This is a genomic window from Kribbella antiqua (assembly GCF_004345665.1).
GTDB classification, from domain to species: Bacteria; Actinomycetota; Actinomycetes; order Propionibacteriales; family Kribbellaceae; genus Kribbella; species Kribbella antiqua.
The window spans coordinates 260,900-278,810 of record NZ_SLWR01000002.1; the positions used below are offsets into that span (position 1 = coordinate 260,900).

The window sequence follows — 17,911 nt, forward strand, 5'->3', positions numbered from 1 at the left end:
TCGTTGGTTTCAGGCCGCGGCGCGGTTGACCGTGGAGATGAAGTCGATCGGTTGTGGGCTCGTGCCGGTCAGGGCGAGGTCGGCGGCGATGTCACCCATGGCTGGGGAGAGCTTGAAGCCGTGACCGGAGAATCCGGCGAGCAGTACGACGTTGTCGTCGCCCTGCAGCGGACCGACAAGTGGACGGCTGCTGTCGGTGTAGCCCTCCATGAAGACCGACAGGCGAATCGGGTCTGGGTGCAGGTCGGGGAGATAGCGCCCGAGGAGGTCGGTGAAGATGTCCAGCTCTGCGGGGTCGACGGTGCGTTTCAGCTGATTGGGATCACCCACCGGCTGGTGCAATGCGCTGGACAGGCCGAGCTTGACCGAGACGCCGTCCGGCGATGGAAGGCCATAGCAGTGCGTGGGTGCGGTCCGGATGAACGCCGGCCGCTCCTTACCGTGCCACGCATCGGTGGTGGGTACGTACCAGGCGCTGATCACCCGGCGGATGTCCACTTCCCATGGCAGATCGGGCAGCAGGTCGTTGATCCACGGGCCAACCGTGACCACAGCCGCGTCGAAGCGCTCGCTACCCTCGTCCGTGTGGATCGCGACGCCGTCTCCGAACGGGACGATCTCGCGAACCGGCGTGTAGCGCTCGATCCGCGCGCCGAGTTGTTCGGCCCGCAGCGCCGCCGACTGGACGGTCAGCTCAGGCCGGATGAATCCAGCGTGACGGTCGAGCACCGCCGCGTCGCCGTCCTCGATCCGGAATTGGGGGAAGCGCCGTGCCAACTGTTCCGCGGCGAGAACCTCATGATCGAGCCCGTGCTCGGCGATGGAGTCCAGGACGGTCCGCATCTGCTGGTGCTCCGTCGGCCCCATCAGCAGGCAGCCGGTCAGCCTGCGGAGCTCACGACCACTCTCCTCCTGGAGCCTGTCCCACAAGGCATCCGCGTGCCGCAGCAGCGGAACATAGCGCGAGTCCTCGAAGTGAGCGCTGCGGAAAATTCTGCTCTCCCCGCCGGCGGCACTGCGGTCATGCCCGGGGGCGAAACGGTCGTACCCGACGACCTCGGCTCCACGGGCCGCGAGCCGCCAGGCGGCCTGGCTACCCATCGTTCCGACGCCGACGACGGCGACGCGCTTCTTCGCAGACACGGTTTTCCTCTCGTCGCGCCGGACGTACGACGGGTCCGGCGGGGGGATGCCTTGTTCGGGACGGGCCGTGTGATGACGACTCGTGGGACTCGCACCGCTGAGGATGTTGGCGGTGAGTCTTGCCGTATCCATGCCACATTGTGGTACGATGTGCTGGAATCTGGCACAACATTCGCAGGGCCTCGAGAGCGAGTCAAGGGTGTCGGCCAAGAAAACATCTGACGTAACAGGGGAAATCTGATGGAAATGAAGAGCGTGACCCGATCGCTGCGGATCCTCGAGGCGGTCGCTCAGCACCAACCGGTGACGGTCGGCGAACTGACCAAGCTCTTCGGGCTGCCCAAATCCACTGTGCAGCGCACCCTGATCACCCTCAGCGAGGCCGGCTGGCTGCGGGCCAACCGCAAAGACACCACCCGCTGGGAGATCGGCGTGCGCGTGCTCGCCGTGCGCCCCGCCGCCCTGCAGGGTTCGAGTCTGTTCGCGGCCGCACGGGAGCCGATGATCCGGCTCCGGGACAAGGTGAACGAGACCATCCACCTGTCAGTGCCTGACGCCCTTCAGTGCATGGTCGTCGTCGACCGGGTCGACTGCGACCACGCCGTACGGACGTATCACGAGATCGGCGACACCTCGCCGCTGCACGCCACTGCAACGGGACGGGCCGTCCTCGCCCACCTGCCCGCAGCCGATGTCGACGAGCTCATCGACCGAGGGCTGGACAGCTACAGCGAGTCGACGCTGACAGATCCGTCCGAGCTGCGCACAGAACTCAAGCGGGTGCGGACCAACGGGTACTCCGTGAACCGCAACCAGTACCGCCCGGACGTGTGCGCCATCGCCGCCCCCATCCTGGACACCGACGGCACCCCCCTGGCCGCTGTGGCCATCTCGATGCCCGACTCCCGCTACGACCCGGCCAAGGAGCCCGAACTCGGCCGACTCGTCACCGATACGGCAGCCGAGGTCACCGCCCGCCGCCTGGGCGCGTAGATCGTCGCTGCCGAGACCACGCTGACTCATCACGATGTTGCTGGAGGCAATAATCCGACCCGGCCGGCGACCCCATCGCCCACCATCCCCGTCCGCATCACTACACGACCGCACCGCGACCGCCCAACCCAGCTCTACCGACTAGCCTGCACCCCTTACTGAAGGCAGCGCCACAGCTAGCACGACGCCAGCCGCAGACGTGTGGTTAAGGTGCGTGTTCCTCCTCGGACACGCATGCTGAACCACACGCGGGGTAGGCCTGATGGAAACATCGGCCACCCGCGTTTTGTAGTTGTGGGGGACTTCAAGGCCCAAGGCGCCGTACAGATCGGCCAGGAGCCTCGGCCGGCTACGCCGTCGTCGCGGCCACCGCCCGCAACGGCGTCGTGTTCGAGTGGGACGCCAACGGCGACGGCTATCTGGACACCGATGCTCGCGCGAGCGTCGACAACTACCGTCCCGTGTGGGTGAAGCTCGCTCGATCCGGTACGTCGTTCAGCGCCTCGTACTCCTACGACGGTCAGAACTACATCCCGATCGGCGCGCCGGTAACCCTGACCTCGGCCGCAGCAACGCAGGACGCAGGAATCTTCTCCACCTCGCACGACGTGACCCGGTCGGCAATCAACCAGTTCGACTCGGTCGTGTTCGCCGGCTAGCAATCCGCAACCACTGGTGACCGCAGGCCTTCCACCCCAGGTGGAAGGCCTGCGGGCTGCCGGGGAGGTCTTGTCAGGGAGTGACGAGCCGGTTCTGGTAGGCGAGGACTACGAGCTGGGCTCGGTCCCGGGCACCGAGTTTGGTCATGGCGCGCTGGATGTGGGTGCGGACGGTGAGGACGCTCAGGTGGAGGGCCGCGGCGATCTCGGCGTTCGAGTGACCTTGGGCGGCCAGTTTCATGACTTCGAGTTCGCGGTTGGTCAGGTCGCGAAGGGCGGCGCTGGTCGGGGTCGGCGGAGAGGTGGCGAGAAACTGGGTGATGAGGGCCTTCGTGGCGCCGGCGGACAGCAGACTTTCGCCGGTGGCGGTCAAGCGGATGGCGTCGAGGAGAGCGTCGGTGGTGACGTACTTGCCCAGGAAGCCGCTGGCGCCGGCGCGGAGGGCGCGGGCGACGTGGTCATCGTTCTCGAACGTGGTGAGGACCAGGACGCGGGTGCCGGCGAGGTCGGTGTCGGCGCAGATCGTTTCGGTGGCGGTGAGCCCGTCGGTTCCCGGCATGCGCAAGTCCATCAGTACGACGTCGGGGCGGTGGAGCCGGGTGAGTTCGACGGCCTCGGCGCCGTCGGCTGCCTCGGCGACGACCTCGAGGTCCTCGCAGGAGTCGATGAGGATCCGGAAGGTCCCACGGAGGAGAGCCTGATCATCGGCGAGGAGCACTCGGATCGTCATGACGAAGTCGGGATGGTCGGGAGGCGGAGCGGAGCCGCGTGGGTCTGAAGAGGGAGGGTGGTGACGACCTCGAAGGTCCCGGGGTTCACGTCGTTGACGGTCAGGTGGCCGCCAACGGCTTGGGCGCGTTCCTGCATGCCGGTGAGGCCGAAGCCCACGGTCTTCGACCGCGGCGGGGCGCTCGGGCTTCTGCTGTTACCGATGGTGATCGTGAGTGCTCCGTTCCCGTAGTAGAGGTTGAGCTGGGCGCCGCCGGTCGAGCTGTGCTTGGTGGCGTTTGTGAGAGCCTCTTGAATGATGCGGTAGGCGCTCAGATCGATGCCCGACGGCAGCTCCTGCGGCTCGCCTTCCACTTCGCAGGCGACCTCTAGCCCTGCAGATCTGCAGGAGGTCAGCAGGTCCGGGAGCTTGGCCAGGCCGGGCGTCGGCTCCAGTGATTCGTCGTCCACGCCGCCTGTGCGCAGGACGCCGACGGTGTCCCGCAGGTCGAGCATGGCTTTGGTGGTGGTGGCTTGCAGGTCGGCGAGCATTGCCTTGGTGAGTTGGGGGTTGGTGTCGAGCAGGTGCGCTGCCGTGCCGGCGTGAGCGTGCGCGACGGCCATGTGGTGGGCCATGATGTCGTGAAGATCTCGAGCGATCCGCAGGCGTTCCTCGCTCACCCGCAATCTGGCCTCCTCCTCGCGGGTCCGTTCGGCGTACTCCGCTCGCGCATGGACGGCATCGACGTACGCGCGCCGCAGTCGCGAGCTGCTGCCGAGGGCCAGCGGCAAGAGCAGCCAGAGCGCAGGCCCCAGCGCCCGCAGTGCCACCATCTCGTCGAAGTTGTCGAGGCCGACCGCAGTCGCGACGACAGCAGCGGTCGCGATGCCGCCGAACGTCCAGCTGGTCCGTGGCGTGGTTGTTGCCGCCAGCCAATACAGCGCCACCATCACCGGGGCCAGCAGGAGCGGGGTGAGCAGGTAGCCGAGGCTGCCGGTGACGACTGCGCACAACGTCGTCACAACCACCGCTGTGCGGGCGTGGCCGCGCCCCCTCAAGATAGTCAGGCAGGCGAGCCCGGTCAGCAGCGCAGCGTCCCACACGTTGTCCGGGCGGCTCTCGCCCGGACCCACCAGGGTCAGGCCGAGTACCGCGCCCCCGGCGAGCGCGGTCACGATCACGGCGTCGGTCAGCCAGGGGTTGCGTTCGGCGTACCGCTCAAGATCGACCACGACCATCACCCCGTTCCGAGTCTGGTGCCCTCCACGTCAACAGTAGGCAGGACTTTGCCGAGCCGATGCGGAAGCCACCAGGCGCGCCGTCCGAGCAGCGCCAGGATGGCCGGAACGATCGCCATCCGTACGACGAACGCGTCGAACAGCACCGCAGCGGCCAGGCTGAAGCCGAGCATCTTGACAAAGGAGTCCTGCTCGGTGATGAACCCGCCGAAGACGGCCATCATGATCAGCGCAGCCGCGACCACGACCCGGGAACTCTGCGCCATCCCGGTCTCGATCGCTTGGTGAGCGGCCTGGCCGTGCAAATATGCCTCTCGCATCCGTGAGACCAGGAACACCTCGTAGTCCATCGCAAGCCCGAAGACGACCCCGATCATGAAAATCGGTACGGCGCTCATGATCGGCCCGGTGACCTCCACCCCCAGCAGATCGGCCGCGAACCCCTTCTGGAAGACGAGCACCACCGCCCCGAGCGCGGCGAGTACCGAGAGCAGGAAGCCCAGGGCTGCCTTGATGGGCACCAGGACCGACCTGAACATCACCAGGAGCAGCAAGGCGGCCAGGCTCACCACGGTTGCGAGGTAGGGAACCAAAGCGCGTTGGAGCTTGCCGGACAGGTCGATGTTGATCGCCGTGGTACCGGTCACCTTGAACGTCGCCCCGGTCCCACCCGTGATCTGCGTCCGGGCAGCACGCAGCCGCTGCACCAGGTCCGTGGTGGCCGCATCGGTCGGGCTCGTCGTCGGGACGGCCTCGAAGAGCGCCGTGTCACCCGCCTGGTTGAACTGGGCCGGCGACACCGAGGCGATACCGCGGGCGGCGGCCAACTTGGTGGAGATCGAGGTGGCAGCCGCCTTCGGATCAGGTGAGCCCTTGCCATCGACAACGATCATCAGCGGGCCGTTGAAGCCGGGACCGAACGCCCTGGCCAGTTCGTCGTACGCACGGCGCTGTGTCGTCGAGGCCGGCTTCGCCTCGTCGCCCAGCATCCCCAGCCGGAGTGCCATGGCCGGCACGGCGAGGGAACCAAGCAGGACCACACCGGTGGTGAGCACGGCGATGGGGTGCCGGAGTACGAACTGCGCCCACCGCCTGCCGCCCGTACGCTCGGACACCGGCTTCCCCTGGCGCTGAGCCCGGGAGAGCACCTTGGCGGGCACGAACCCGAGGATCGCCGGTACAAGCGTCAGCGCAGCGAGGACCGCGACCACCACCGCCGCTGCGGCCGCCAACCCCATCTTGGTCAGCATGGGCATCCCGACCACCGTGAGCCCGGCGAGCGCGATCACCACGGTCAGACCCGCGAACGCCACCGCCGAACCCGCCGTACCGACCGCCAGGCCGACGGCCTCGATCGGCGACCGCCCGCGGCTGCGCTCCTCCCGGTACCGGGCGACCACGAACAGGGCGTAGTCGATCCCCACGGCCAGGCCAAGCATCAGCGCCAGCGTGGTGGTCGTCGTCGAGAGGCCGAACACGTCGCTGAGCGCGAGCAGCGAGAGCAAGCTGACCGCAACCCCCAGCAGAGCTGTCAGCAACGGCAGCCCTGCTGCGACCAGGGAACCGAGGGTAGCCACCAGGATCACCGCGGCCAGGGAGATGGCAACAATCTCGGCCACGCCTGCCGGACCACCCGACTCCAGCGCATCGCCTCCCGCGTCGACCGTGAGTCCAGACCGTCTGGCTGCGTCGACCGCCGCCGTGAGCGCAGCGCGACTATCGGCCGTGACCTCGTTGGCGGGCACCTTGTACATGACACTGGCGTACGCCGCCGACCGATTCGTGCTGACCGCATCGGACTTGAACGGATCGGCGACGTACGCCACCTGTCCACCCGTGCCGAGTCGCCGAACAGCCGAACCGATCGCGGACTTGAACGGCTCCGCAGTGACGTTCCCACCGTTGGGCGCCACGAACACGACCGTCGCCCCACCCGCATCCGCGGTCAGGCCGGGGAACCGCTCCTGCATCAGGTCGAACGTCTGCTGCGACTCCGTCCCCGGCATCGAGAAATCGTCGGCGGGCGCCGAGGGTGCCGTCAGACCGGCGAAGACCGCCCCGGCCAAGATCGCCAACCACACAATGAGAACCGGACCTCGGCGCCTGAAGGCGAACCTGCCCAGCCGAGCGAGAAGCGTTGCCACAAGGAGTCTCCCGAACGAAGGAATCGGACGAACCCACGATCCCGGCACCGCCCTGGCCGAGTCGTCCTGCAGGAGACGGCAACCACCTACTGAGTTCGCAGCGGATTCGCCCCGCCGAGTACTGCAACTGCAGTACTCGACTCACTCCGAAGCGGTGATTTCATGGTGGTGTGGGGCACGATCAGGAAGAGGTTCTCGAAGTCGGGAAGGCTTCGAGACGTGGCCGCCGAAGGACCGGATGGATTCTGGTCCTGGTGGCGGTGCTGACCCTTGCCGTTCTCCGTGCCTCGACCGATCGTCCGCCCGATCAGGCGGTGCCGAGTACCACCCCGTCCGAGGCGATCAACGCGATCCCGGACGGGCGGACGGGGACGGCGTGGCCGACGGCGCCGGGCGCATGTGGAGCGGACACGCTGCTGCCTATCGTGTCGAGTGCGCCACCCGCGGAACACACCGGGATCCAGGTGCTGCTCGGCGGAGAGCGGCTGCGACTCGTCGACTTCGACAGCGGCCGCGCGAGGATCTTGCCTGACGCAGTCGTCCATCCGGGCGAGTACGCCGCTGTGCTGGCAGGTGATCCGATCACGGCGTACGCGACAACCGGGTCGTGCAACGAGACGGCTCCCTACGCGATGTTGCGCATCAGCGTCGATCACCGGGTCAGTGTCATCCGCCCACTCGCTCCCACCGAGTGGGCGCTGACCGATGGCAATCAGGTCTGGATCGCCTCCTTCGCCAGTGACATCGACAACCCTTACGGGACGATCATTCCGGTCGCCGGCGGGCAGCGGGTACGGCTTCCGCTCGGGTTCTATGCATCCGCAATCGTGGGCGACACGATCGTCGGGCTGATGCAGCCCGATCCGTCGATCTCACCGACGTGGCTCGCGCTCGTCGATGCACGTACCGGTCGGTTGCAGGTCAAGCTGGACCAACACGTGGCGCCGCTCGCGGCCGGCGCAGGCCAAGTTTTCTGGACCAGCGGCTGTCACGACGACGCGTCGCGGTGCACGCTCCACGGCCGGTTGATCGACGGCGGGGAGACCCGCGGATTCCCACTTCCAGGCCCCGCCTGCTGCGGCGTCGTCAGCCCTGACGGCACGAGGATTGCGTTCCTGATGGAACGAGCATCGCCAGACTCACGTTTCGACGGCCATCCGCTCCCGCCCATGGACCTCGCTATCATGCAGCTCGACACGGGCCGACTGGGCATCGTGCCAGGCATCGAACTGCCCGCCAAGTCGCAACCCGGGCTGGCCTTCGTCGGCCGTGGTGACTGGTTGGTGATAGCGCTTGACGCGGGATCCCATACCCGGCTCCTCGCCTGGCGGCCCGGACTGCGGCAGCCGTACGAGACGAACGCGCTTCCGGGCCTAGTCCATCACCCGCCGACGCTCGTTGTCACCAGCCACTGACCACCTCGTCGTCGTGGTCGCCGCGTGCCCGCGTTCGACGGGGCGGGGGTGCCACGTGGCATGCTGCGTCGGTGGCCCTGTACTTGCACCGTGCCGAGCGTACAGACGTGCTCGCCGACGGCCTGGGTGACTTGCTCGCCGCGCCTCTGGCCGATCCATTCGCCGAGGACCTGGTGGTGGTGCCGGCCAAGGGTGTCGAGCGCTGGCTCTCCCAGCGACTCGCACACCGTTTGGGTGCGGCGGCGGGGCGAGGTGACGGAGTGTGCGCCGGGGTTCGATTTACGACTCCGCGCTCGCTGGTGTCCGCAGTGCTGGGCCTCACAGATGACGACCCCTGGGCCGCGCAGGCTATGGCTTGGCCGCTGCTGGCCGTGCTCGACGATTCTCTCGACGAGGTCTGGTGCGAGCCTGTCGCGCGACACCTCGGCCACTTCGACACCGGAGCCGAGGCCGAGTTGCGCCAGGGACGCAGGTACGCCGTCGCAGCGCGGTTGGCCCGGCTCTTCGCGGCGTACGCCGTACAGCGGCCGGCTCTCCTGGCCGACTGGAGCGAAGGTCGCGACACCGACGGTCGCGGCGACGCCATCGCCGACGACCTGGCCTGGCAGCCCGACCTCTGGCGGCGACTGGTCAGCCGCATCGACGCACAGCCACCGAACACTCGCCACGCCGACACGCTCCGCCGGCTCGGGGATCAGCCAGAGTCCTTCGATCTACCGACACGTCTCTCACTGTTCGGACACACTCGACTGCCGCTCACGGAGATCGAACTGCTCTCCGCCCTGGCCGAGCACCGCGACGTACACCTCTGGCTCCCCCACCCCAGCGGCGCGCTCTGGGAACGGTTGAGCACAGCGGGTGCTGCCACGGGCGACCGGGCCACCGACACGAGCCATCAACAGGCCGACAACCCGTTGCTGGCCACCCTCGGGCGGGACAGTCGCGAGCTGCAGTTGGCCCTTGCTGTGGCGCCGACCGTTGACCGCCACCTGCCGTCACCACCACCGCCCGGCACACTCCTCGGCTGGCTGCAGCACGACCTGCGCGGCAACACGGTCGCCGCTGACGGCCGCCACATCGCCCCCGACGACCGCACCGTGCAGGTACACGCCTGCCACGGCACCGCCCGGCAGGTCGACGTACTGCGCGAGGTGCTGCTCGGGAAGCTTCAGGCAGACCCAACGCTCGAGCCACGCGACATTCTCGTCATGTGCCCCGACATCGAGACCTACGCACCGTTGATCAGCGCCCGCTTCGGCCTCGGAGAGGTCGACAACGACGGCCACCCGGCGCATCGGCTCCGCGTCCAACTGGCTGACCGGTCGCTCACCCAGACGAATCCGCTGCTCGGCGTCGCCGCTCAACTCCTCGACCTCGCCGGCAGCAGGGCAACGGCGAGCCAGGTGCTCGACCTCGCCGAGACCGAACCAGTACGCAGCCGCTTCCGGTTCACCGACGACGACATCGACATCGCCACCGCCTGGGTGCGCGAATCCGGCGTGCGGTGGGGGTTCGACCAGGACCACCGCGGCCCGTTCGGCTTGGCCGGGTACCCGCAGAACACCTGGCGCTTCGGCCTTGATCGAGTACTCGCGGGCGTGACGATGTCGGCCGACGCGCACGCGTGGATCGACACGACATTGCCGCTCGATGATGTGGGCAGCACCCGCATCGAGCTGGCCGGCCGGTTCGCCGAGTACGTCGATCGGTTGCTGGCGGCAACTGATCGGCTCAGCGGCACCAGGCCGCTCGCGGACTGGCTGGACGCGCTCCGCGACGGGATCGACCAGCTTACCCGCGTCGGTCGCGGCGACGGCTGGCAGGTCGGACAGGTGCATCGCGAGTTCGCCGAGATCGCGGCCGCAGCCGGTCCCCTGGCCGCGACCTCGCTGACATTGCCCGACGTCCGGGCCCTGTTGTCGACTCATCTGGCCGGGCGGCCGACCCGCGCGAACTTCCGGACAGGCACGCTGACCGTCTGCACAATGGTGCCGATGCGCTCGGTGCCGCACCGGGTGGTCTGCCTGCTGGGCCTCGACGACGGCGTGTTCCCGCGGTTCGGCCACGCTGACGGAGACGACGTACTGGCCAGGTCACCGGTCACCGGCGAGCGCGACGTCCGCAGCGAAGACCGCCAACTCATGCTCGACGCGATCCTCGCCGCCACCGAATCGCTGGTGATCACCTACACCGGCGCCAACGAGTACTCCGGTCAGCCACGGCCGCCGGCCGTACCGCTGGGTGAGCTCCTCGATGTCCTCGACCGCACCACCGAGTCGGAGGTTCGGCGGGCGGTCGTGATCAAGCATCCGCTCCAGCCCTTCGATCGGAAGAACCTGGAGGCTGGTCGACTTGGTACGCCGGGGCCCTTCACGTTCGATCCGACCGCACTGGTCGCGGCGCGGGCCGCGGCGGGTTCCCGGCCGCCACGCCCGGAGTTCCTCGCCGGGCAGTTGACACTGCCGGCCGATGACGATGTCGCGTTGTCGGATCTCCTGGCGTTCTTCCGTGATCCGGTGAAGGGGTTTTTCCGGGCACTCGACCTGACCCTGCCGTGGGAGGTCGATGGCGTCTCGGACGTGATGCCGGTGGAGATCGACAACCTCGAGAAGTGGTCGGTCGGCGACCGGATGCTCCGCGACATGCTCGCGGGCATCCATCCCGACGCGGCCCTCCAAGCAGAGTGGCGACGGGGCGTTCTCCCACCGGGACGTCTGGGCTGGCGGACCGCGACCGAGATCCGTGAGATCGCCCGAAGTCTCGCGATCAGTGCGTACCCGCATCGACAGGCGAGTCCACAGGCGTTCGATGTGGACGTCGACCTCGGCGCTGGCCGGCGCCTCACCGGGACAGTTCCAGGTGTGTACGCCTACCGGCTCGTCTCGGTGAGCTACTCCCGGCTCGACGCCAAGCAACTCTTGGCTTCCTGGATTCAGCTGCTCGCGCTGTCCGCCGATGACGAGGACCACAACTGGACGGGTCTGGCCATCGGCCGCCCGCGCAGCGGTCGCACCCCCGCGAGTCGGCTGTTCGGGCCGGTCGGGCCGCTTGCCCGCGACCTGCTCGCCGACCTGGTCGCGGTCTACGACGCCGGTCGTCGCGAACCGTTGCCGCTACCGCTGAAGACCTCCTTCGCCTGGTGCCAGGCGCGCCGCACGGACGACGACCCGATGCTCGCTGCCGAGCGTCGGTGGCGCCCCGCGAACTACGACGGCGAGAACTCTGATCCGGCCCACGTCCGCGTCTGGGGATCCAACACCCACCTCAAGGCTCTTCTCGAGCCGACTCGGCCCGGTGAGGAACGGCCGGGCGAACCGACCCGACTCGGCGCCTACGCGAACCGTGTCTGGGAACCGATGCTGCGCTTCGAGCAAGGGGCGCCGTGATGGAACCCTTCAACCTCCTAGGTCCACTGCCGACGGGCACCACTGTGCTGGAGGCGAGCGCCGGCACCGGCAAGACCTATGCCCTCGCCGGGCTGGTCACCCGCTATGTCGCCGAGGGCGCCGCCCGTCTGGACGAGATGCTGCTGATCACCTTCGGCCGGGCCGCCAGCCAGGAGCTTCGTGAACGCGTCCGCTCCCAACTACTGGAAGCCGAGCGCGCTCTTGCGGATCCCGACCGCTGGCGAGACGACCCAGGTCTGCTCGGTCACCTCGTCGACGGCAGCGCTGCCGACGTCGCCGTACGACACAGTCGTCTTCGGGACGCGTTGGCCAACTTCGACGCGGCCACCATCGCGACGACTCACCAGTTCTGCCAGCTCGTACTGCGTTCGCTCGGCGTCGCCGGTGACACCGACGCGGGCGTCACCTTGGTCGACGACCTCGGGGAGCTTGTCGCCGAGGTCGTCGACGATCTTTACCTCAATCGCTTCGGAGGTTCCGCGGAGCAACCGACCATCACCCGCTCGACCGCGCTGGAGCTCGCCCTCAAGATTGTCGGCAACCCGCATACCCGGCTGGTGCCCGAGCAGTACGACGAGTCGTCGCCGGAGGGCGTACGCGTCGAGTTCGCGAAGGCTGTCCTGGCCGAGCTGGAGCGCCGCAAACGCCGCCTCGGCATCCTCGGGTACGACGACCTGCTGACCCGGCTGGCCACCGCGCTGGAGGATCCCCACACCCCGGCCCGCCAGCGGATGCAGCGCCGCTGGTCGGTGGTGATGGTCGACGAGTTCCAGGACACCGATCCGGTGCAGTGGAAGGTGATCGACGCCGCCTTCAACGGTCACAGCACGCTGGTGCTGATCGGCGACCCCAAGCAGGCCATCTATGCCTTCCGCGGCGGCGACATCGCGACGTACCTCGCGGCGGCGGAAACCGCGGGTCAGCGGCGGACTCTCGGTACCAACTGGCGCAGCGACCAGCCGCTGGTCGACTGCCTTCAAGTGGTGCTCGGCGGCGCCCGGCTCGGCCATCCGGACATCGTCGTCCACAAGGTCAGTGCCCATCACCAGGGCAGCCGGCTCACCGGCGCACCATCCGACGCGCCAGTCCGGCTCAGGGTCGCGCGACGGGAGCGATTCGGATCGGCCAGGCGCAAGAGCATTCCCATGGACGACCTGCGCGACCACATCGCCCGTGACCTCGCCGCCGACATCGGTCAACTACTCGCCGCCAACGCGACGTACGACGAACGGCCGCTCCGGGCCGGTGACATCGCAGTGATCGTCGAGGCACACAAGGACGCTCGGGCCTGCCGCGAGGCGTTGGCCAAGGCCGGCATTCCCGCGGTCTACTCGGGCGACCTCGACATCTTCTCGTCGCAGGCCGCCCAGGACTGGCTCTGCCTGCTCGAAGCCTTCGAGCAACCGCACCGGTCCGGCTTGGTCCGGGCTGCCGCGACGACGATGTTCTTCGGGGAGACCGCGGCCACTCTGCACGCCGGCGGGGACGACCTCACCGACCGGATCGGGCAAACCCTGCGCGGGTGGGCCGACCACCTCCGCACCCGGGGTGTGGCCGCGGTGTTCGAAGCCGCCCAGGTGAAGGGGATGGCGCAACGAGTACTTGCCTGGCGGGGCGGCGAACGCGATATGACCGACCTCGCACACCTCGCCGAACTGCTGCACGAGACCGCGCACCGCGAGGGGTTCGGGCTGCCCGCGCTGCTCGACTGGCTGAGAGAAGAGTGCACCGGCAAGGGGCGTACGACGGAGCGAACCCGCCGGCTCGACAGCGACGCCGCGGCGGTGCAGATCATGACGGTGTGGGTGAGCAAGGGCTTGCAGTACCCCGTCGTCTACCTACCGTTCGGGTTCAACCGCCACATCTTCGACGATGACGACCTCCTTCTTTTCCACGAGAACGGCGTACGCAGCCTCGATATCGGCGGCAAGAACCGAGCCGGCTACACCGCCAACGAGAAACTCTGGCGGACCGAGGTCGCCGGAGACGACATCCGGCTCACGTACGTCGCGCTGACCCGCGCCCAGTCGCAGGTCGTGGCCTGGTGGGCGCCGTCCTGGGACGAGGTCAACGGCGGAATCTCCCGCCTGCTGCGCGGTCGCAAGCAGGGCGAACCGGTCGTACCCGACAGCCTGGACAGGGCGTCGTCCGACGACGAGGTGCTGATCTGGCTGCGCCGCTGGCAACAGGCCGGCGGCCCTGTCGTCGAGGAGTCCGTGATCGCCGAGCAGGTCGAGCCCGTGGGCGAGGAGTTGCCCGGCGGGCTCGCAATCGGGACCTTCTCCCGCGAGGTCGACCTCGCCTGGCGCCGTACGTCGTACTCCGGGCTGATCCGGGCGGCCGACCAGCAGGTGGGCGGTGTAGTCAGCGAACAAGAGGAAAGCCAACTCGAGGACGAGTCGGTGGATCCAGTACCGACACCGGAGAACGCGCCGGCCGACGCGCTGCCGTCTCCGATGGACGGACTGCCGGTCGGGGCCACGTTCGGGTCGCTGGTGCACGCAGTGCTCGAGGAGGCCGACCCGCACGCGCCCGATCTGCACGCCGAACTGGCCGCACAGGTCCGCGCCCAGTTGCGGCTCTGGCGCGTCGATGTGACACCCGATGCCCTGGCCACGGCGATGCTGCCGCTGCACAACACGCCGCTCGGTCCGCTCGTTCCTGGGCTGACCCTCGGCGACCTCGGCCGCGCCGACCGGCTCCGCGAACTCGACTTCGAGATCCCATTGGCCGGAGGCGATCACGCGGTGGCCGGCGACGTACGGCTGGCCGAGTTGGCGCCACTGCTACGCACCCATCTGCCGGCCGACGACCCGCTCCTTGCGTACGCCGACCGACTCGAACAACCGTTGCTCGGCCGACAGAGTTTGCGTGGATATCTGTCCGGATCGATCGACGTCGTCTTGCGTGTCCCCCACGGCGACAGCCACCGATTCGTCGTGGTCGACTACAAGACCAACCGACTCGGCGACCCCGAGCAGCCTGCCACGTCGGCGGAATACGGCCCGGATCAACTGAGCGCCGCGATGCTGCACTCCGACTATCCATTGCAGGCGATGCTCTATTCGGTCGTGCTGCACCGATACCTCCGCTGGCGGCTGGCGGCGTACGACCCTGAGGTGCATCTCGGTGGGGTCGTCTATCTCTACCTGCGCGGCATGTGCGGCCCGGAGACGCCTCTCGTTGCCGGGCATCCGGCCGGGGTGTTCAGCTGGCCATTGCCGGCGGCGCTCGTACTGGCCCTGTCCGACCTGCTCGATGGGAGGATGGCGTGACCACGACCGGCGACGAGTTCGACTCGGCCTTGGCGCTCGCCGCTACCGGGATCCTGCGCGATTTCAACCAGGCCGGCGTGATCCTCGCTGCCGACGTACATGTCGCGTCCCGGCTGACGACCATGCTGAACGAAGCCAACGAGTCGGTGGCACTCGCCTGTGCACTGGTAGCGCGGGCCGTCCGGGCCGGATCTATCTGCCTCGACCTCGCAGAGGTACGCAACGAAGTCGGCGACGACGGCGACGAGCTGTCCTGGCCCGTCCTGGACGAGTGGCTCGCGGCACTCGCAGCCAGCCCCCTGCTCGCCGCTCCCTATCCACTGCGCCTCGAGGACGCACGGCTGTACTTCGATCGCTACTGGCGCGAAGAGGAGCAGGTCGAGCTGGACCTTCGCCGCCGCGCCGCTCAGCCGGCGCCAGAAGTCGCCGACGAGGCCGCACTGCTGGCAGGGCTCGACCGGCTCTTCCCAGGTAGCTCGTACGACGAGCAGCGGACCGCTGCACAGACCGCAGCCCGGCAATGGACGACAGTTCTCACCGGTGGCCCTGGCACCGGCAAAACCACCACCGTCGCCGGCCTGCTGGCTCTGCTCGCAGAGCAGGCGGAGATCGCCGGGGAGCGCCGCCCGTGGATCGCGCTGACGGCACCAACCGGCAAGGCCGCGGCCCGGCTCGAAGAAGCGGTACGTCGCGAGCTGTCCGACCGCCTTTCCGAACAGGACACCGAGAGGCTGGGCGACTTCCACGCCCGCACCCTGCACATGCTGCTCGGCAGGCGCCCTGACTCGTCCACCCGGTTCCGCCATGACCGGGAGAACCGGCTGCCGCACGACATCATCGTCGTCGACGAGACCTCGATGGTTTCGCTGACGATGATGGCGCGGTTGCTGGAGGCAGTGCGACCCGAGGCCCGGCTCGTACTGGTTGGCGACCCCGACCAACTCGCCTCCATCGAAGCCGGCGCGGTACTCGCCGACCTCGTCGAGGGGCTGGTCGCCGGCGGGCACATCAAAGAAGCCGAACTGCGCACCTCGCACCGCTTCGGCAGCGAGATCGGTGAGCTGGCTTTGGCCGTGCGTGAAGACCGCCCCGAGGACGTCCTAGCCGTACTACGCAGCAGCGGCGAACGGGTCCACTTCGTCGAGGAGGACGACCCGCGCGAGGCTCTGCGGTCGGCGCTGCTTCCCGACGTACTCGCGATCCGGATCGCCGCCGAAGCCGGCGACCCCGACGCCGCACTGGCCGCACTCGACCGGCACCGCCTACTCTGCGCGCACCGGGAAGGGCCGTGGGGCGTCGATCACTGGAACCGAACCATCGAGCGTTGGATCACCGAAGAAACCGAGGACCCGCTCTGGGACACCTGGTACGTCGGCCGACCGGTTCTGGTGACCGCCAACGACTACGCCTTGGGCGTGTACAACGGCGACGTCGGGGTGACGATCCGCCGTCCCGACGGCTCCCTACGAGTCTGCATCGACAGCTCCCGTGGCCGTCTCGACTTCGCCCCCAGCAGACTCGGCAACATCGAAACGCTGCACGCAATGACCATCCACAAAGCACAGGGAAGCCAGGCCACCGAAGTCACGGTCCTGATGCCAGGCGAAGAGTCCCGACTACTCACCCGCGAACTCTTCTACACAGCAGTCACCCGCGCCCAAGACCGACTGCGCGTCGTCGGGAACGAAACCTCCGTACGTCTGGCCATGGGCCGCAGAGCGCTCCGCGCAACCGGCCTCCGACAACGCCTGACTCTCGAACAGCAGCCGTCAGGTCTGACGCTTCGTGAAGCTCGGCCAAATCGTTACGGTCCGCGCGGCCCGGTGGAGTGAAATCGCGGGTGTTGGGGAAGCGCCGTCAGCGGTTGTTCTGGGCGACCGAGTCGCGGATGACGACTGGGCAGGGTAGCAAGGTCGGGTGGGTTGAGCGGTACCACGACGTGCTGCTGCTCTGGATGAGCCGGGTCAAGGTGGCCACCGCCCAGGCACCCATCTCGTAGTGCGGCAGGGCGACGGTGGTGAGCGCCGGGTGGACACTGGCCGCGATGGGCGCCTGGTCGTCGAAGCCGACGATCGACACGTCGTCGGGAACTCGCAGGCCGAGCTCCTGGGCCGCGCGGTAAGCGCCCATCGCCATCCGGTCGTTGTAACAGAAGATCGCCGTCGGCCGATCGTCTCGGTCGAGCAGCTCGAGGCTGGTCGTGTATCCGCCGCCGGCCTCCGAGACACCCGAGGTGATCAGTCGGTCGTCACGCGGGATACCTGCCTGCTCGAGACCGCGGAGGTACCCGATCAGGCGGCCCTGGGTGGCCGGAACCTCGATGCTCGAGTCCGCGAACGCGATGCGCCGATGCCCTGCCTCGGCCAGCAGGGCAACGAGATCGGCCGCCCCACTGGCCTCGTCCGGGAGCACGGCGGGTACGACGCCTTGCCGGTCCAGGGCTCCTATCAACACCGCCGGCACCGCGCGCAACTCGCGCGGCACCGACACCTCGTGGTGGAAGACCGTGGCGTAGATGATGCCGTCCACCTGACGCTCGATCAGCGCCCGGGCGTCGGCGCGGCGGGCGTCCGCGCCGGCGTCGAGATGCGAGTTGATGATCGCGAGCGTGAGGTTGTGCCGACTCGCTTCCTCCTGCGCGCCCAGGATGATCCGGCCGGCGTGCGGGGTGGTCGCGATCTCCTCGGTGAGCAGCCCGATCATGTCCGACGCGCGGGTCCGCAGCCCGCGGGCGAGCCGGTTCGGGGTGTACCCGAGCTCCCGGGCGACCGATCGCACCCGATCCCGGGTCGCCTCACTCGTTCGCGTGTGCGGAGTCTCGTTGAGTACGTGCGAAACCGTCGTGACGGACACACCCGCGGCGCGCGCGACATCCCGGATGCCCACCTTCGGCGTGACCGCTTCCTCGCCTGCCCCGCTCATCGACCC

The 17,911-nt window shown here is 68.4% G+C and carries 11 protein-coding genes; 6 read left to right on the top strand and 5 right to left on the bottom strand.

The window, feature by feature from the left end; all coding sequences use genetic code 11:
• Positions 1 to 9 precede the first annotated feature (9 nt).
• Positions 10 to 1,143 (bottom strand): N-methyl-L-tryptophan oxidase, encoded by a 1,134-nt coding sequence (solA, locus tag EV646_RS07305; protein ID WP_199236855.1) that lies wholly within the window; start codon positions 1,141 to 1,143, stop codon positions 10 to 12.
• A gap of 246 nt (positions 1,144 to 1,389) precedes the next feature.
• Between solA and EV646_RS07310 the strand changes: the two genes are divergently transcribed.
• Positions 1,390 to 2,136 (top strand): IclR family transcriptional regulator, encoded by a 747-nt coding sequence (locus EV646_RS07310; protein WP_132145311.1) that lies wholly within the window; start codon positions 1,390 to 1,392, stop codon positions 2,134 to 2,136.
• Between the two features lie 386 nt (positions 2,137 to 2,522).
• On the top strand, positions 2,523 to 2,795 hold the full coding sequence (locus tag EV646_RS07315; protein ID WP_199236856.1) for a hypothetical protein: 273 nt from the start codon (positions 2,523 to 2,525) through the stop codon (positions 2,793 to 2,795).
• A 73-nt stretch (positions 2,796 to 2,868) separates the two neighbouring features.
• On the opposite strand, the gene EV646_RS07320 is transcribed toward EV646_RS07315, so the two are convergent.
• Genes EV646_RS07320 through EV646_RS07330 form a run of 3 tightly spaced genes read right to left on the bottom strand, consistent with a single transcriptional unit; the run spans position 2,869 to position 6,817 of the window.
• Positions 2,869 to 3,525, bottom strand: a complete 657-nt coding sequence (locus EV646_RS07320; RefSeq protein WP_132145313.1) for a response regulator — start codon at positions 3,523 to 3,525, stop codon at positions 2,869 to 2,871.
• Complete coding sequence (locus EV646_RS07325; protein WP_132145315.1) at positions 3,522 to 4,736, bottom strand: sensor histidine kinase; 1,215 nt, start codon at positions 4,734 to 4,736, stop codon at positions 3,522 to 3,524. The genes EV646_RS07320 and EV646_RS07325 overlap by 4 nt, the downstream gene beginning before the upstream one ends.
• A gap of 5 nt (positions 4,737 to 4,741) precedes the next feature.
• Entirely contained in the window at positions 4,742 to 6,817 is a 2,076-nt protein-coding gene (locus tag EV646_RS07330; protein WP_241995510.1) for an MMPL family transporter, read from the bottom strand.
• A gap of 323 nt (positions 6,818 to 7,140) precedes the next feature.
• Here EV646_RS07330 and EV646_RS07335 point away from each other — a divergent pair, with 323 nt between their 5' ends.
• From EV646_RS07335 to recD, 4 genes are all read left to right on the top strand, one after another.
• Positions 7,141 to 8,301 (top strand): TolB-like translocation protein, encoded by a 1,161-nt coding sequence (locus EV646_RS07335; RefSeq protein ID WP_132145319.1) that lies wholly within the window; start codon positions 7,141 to 7,143, stop codon positions 8,299 to 8,301.
• 71 nt (positions 8,302 to 8,372) lie between these two features.
• Positions 8,373 to 11,687: an exodeoxyribonuclease V subunit gamma gene (gene recC, locus EV646_RS07340; RefSeq protein WP_132145321.1), complete on the top strand. Its 3,315-nt coding sequence runs from the start codon at positions 8,373 to 8,375 to the stop codon at positions 11,685 to 11,687.
• Entirely contained in the window at positions 11,687 to 14,983 is a 3,297-nt protein-coding gene (locus tag EV646_RS07345) for a UvrD-helicase domain-containing protein (RefSeq protein ID WP_132145324.1), read from the top strand. Before recC ends, EV646_RS07345 begins: the two co-directional genes overlap by 1 nt.
• Positions 14,980 to 16,815 (top strand): exodeoxyribonuclease V subunit alpha, encoded by a 1,836-nt coding sequence (gene recD / locus EV646_RS07350; protein ID WP_132145326.1) that lies wholly within the window; start codon positions 14,980 to 14,982, stop codon positions 16,813 to 16,815. The genes EV646_RS07345 and recD overlap by 4 nt, the downstream gene beginning before the upstream one ends.
• A 25-nt stretch (positions 16,816 to 16,840) precedes the next feature.
• On the opposite strand, the gene EV646_RS07355 is transcribed toward recD, so the two are convergent.
• Positions 16,841 to 17,905 (bottom strand): LacI family DNA-binding transcriptional regulator, encoded by a 1,065-nt coding sequence (locus EV646_RS07355; RefSeq protein ID WP_132145328.1) that lies wholly within the window; start codon positions 17,903 to 17,905, stop codon positions 16,841 to 16,843.
• Between the last annotated feature and the right edge of the window lie 6 nt (positions 17,906 to 17,911).

What these genes read in the sequence shown, in the direction of transcription:
- EV646_RS07320 (WP_132145313.1), bottom strand. Translation starts at nt 3,525, where the DNA reads ATGACGATCCGAGTGCTCCTCGCCGATGATCAGGCTCTCCTCCGTGGG.
- EV646_RS07345 (WP_132145324.1), top strand. Translation starts at nt 11,687, where the DNA reads ATGGAACCCTTCAACCTCCTAGGTCCACTGCCGACGGGCACCACTGTG.
- EV646_RS07355 (WP_132145328.1), bottom strand. Translation starts at nt 17,905, where the DNA reads ATGAGCGGGGCAGGCGAGGAAGCGGTCACGCCGAAGGTGGGCATCCGG.
- EV646_RS07310 (WP_132145311.1), top strand. Translation starts at nt 1,390, where the DNA reads ATGAAGAGCGTGACCCGATCGCTGCGGATCCTCGAGGCGGTCGCTCAG.